Raw genomic sequence first — 1,723 nt, 5'->3', positions numbered from 1 at the left:
CACTGCTCTTTAACAATTTATCAGACAATCTGTGTGGGCACTCCACAAGACGATATCCAGCATCTTCGGATGCAAAAAAATATCAAGTCTTGAAGAGTGACTAACTGAAGTAAAATTCATGCAGTAAATCTTTGAGCATCGCTTCTCGAGTGGAAGCAAATCAAGCTTTTAATTGAAGAGTTTGATCATGGCTCAGATTGAACGCTGGCGGCAGGCTTAACACATGCAAGTCGAGCGGTAGCACAGGGGAGCTTGCTCCCTGGGTGACGAGCGGCGGACGGGTGAGTAATGTCTGGGAAACTGCCTGATGGAGGGGGATAACTACTGGAAACGGTAGCTAATACCGCATAACGTCGCAAGACCAAAGAGGGGGACCTTCGGGCCTCTTGCCATCAGATGTGCCCAGATGGGATTAGCTAGTAGGTGGGGTAATGGCTCACCTAGGCGACGATCCCTAGCTGGTCTGAGAGGATGACCAGCCACACTGGAACTGAGACACGGTCCAGACTCCTACGGGAGGCAGCAGTGGGGAATATTGCACAATGGGCGCAAGCCTGATGCAGCCATGCCGCGTGTGTGAAGAAGGCCTTCGGGTTGTAAAGCACTTTCAGCGAGGAGGAAGGTGGTGAGCTTAATACGTTCATCAATTGACGTTACTCGCAGAAGAAGCACCGGCTAACTCCGTGCCAGCAGCCGCGGTAATACGGAGGGTGCAAGCGTTAATCGGAATTACTGGGCGTAAAGCGCACGCAGGCGGTTTGTTAAGTCAGATGTGAAATCCCCGGGCTCAACCTGGGAACTGCATTTGAAACTGGCAAGCTAGAGTCTCGTAGAGGGGGGTAGAATTCCAGGTGTAGCGGTGAAATGCGTAGAGATCTGGAGGAATACCGGTGGCGAAGGCGGCCCCCTGGACGAAGACTGACGCTCAGGTGCGAAAGCGTGGGGAGCAAACAGGATTAGATACCCTGGTAGTCCACGCTGTAAACGATGTCGATTTGGAGGTTGTGCCCTTGAGGCGTGGCTTCCGGAGCTAACGCGTTAAATCGACCGCCTGGGGAGTACGGCCGCAAGGTTAAAACTCAAATGAATTGACGGGGGCCCGCACAAGCGGTGGAGCATGTGGTTTAATTCGATGCAACGCGAAGAACCTTACCTACTCTTGACATCCAGAGAACTTTCCAGAGATGGATTGGTGCCTTCGGGAACTCTGAGACAGGTGCTGCATGGCTGTCGTCAGCTCGTGTTGTGAAATGTTGGGTTAAGTCCCGCAACGAGCGCAACCCTTATCCTTTGTTGCCAGCGGTTCGGCCGGGAACTCAAAGGAGACTGCCAGTGATAAACTGGAGGAAGGTGGGGATGACGTCAAGTCATCATGGCCCTTACGAGTAGGGCTACACACGTGCTACAATGGCGTATACAAAGAGAAGCGACCTCGCGAGAGCAAGCGGACCTCATAAAGTACGTCGTAGTCCGGATTGGAGTCTGCAACTCGACTCCATGAAGTCGGAATCGCTAGTAATCGTAGATCAGAATGCTACGGTGAATACGTTCCCGGGCCTTGTACACACCGCCCGTCACACCATGGGAGTGGGTTGCAAAAGAAGTAGGTAGCTTAACCTTCGGGAGGGCGCTTACCACTTTGTGATTCATGACTGGGGTGAAGTCGTAACAAGGTAACCGTAGGGGAACCTGCGGTTGGATCACCTCCTTACCTAAAGATATT

At 52.4% G+C, this 1,723-nt stretch carries 1 rRNA gene; it reads left to right on the top strand.

The window, feature by feature from the left end:
• Positions 1–169 precede the first annotated feature (169 nt).
• Positions 170–1,711 (top strand): 16S ribosomal RNA (locus GT753_RS25630).
• Positions 1,712–1,723 lie beyond the last annotated feature (12 nt).

The sequence above is a fragment of the Serratia sp. Z4 genome, from assembly GCF_009900725.1.
In the GTDB taxonomy this organism is placed as follows: domain Bacteria; phylum Pseudomonadota; class Gammaproteobacteria; order Enterobacterales; family Enterobacteriaceae; genus Serratia; species Serratia nematodiphila.
The sequence above is the reverse complement of the archived record's forward strand: the minus strand, read 5'-3'. Positions and strand labels throughout refer to the sequence as shown.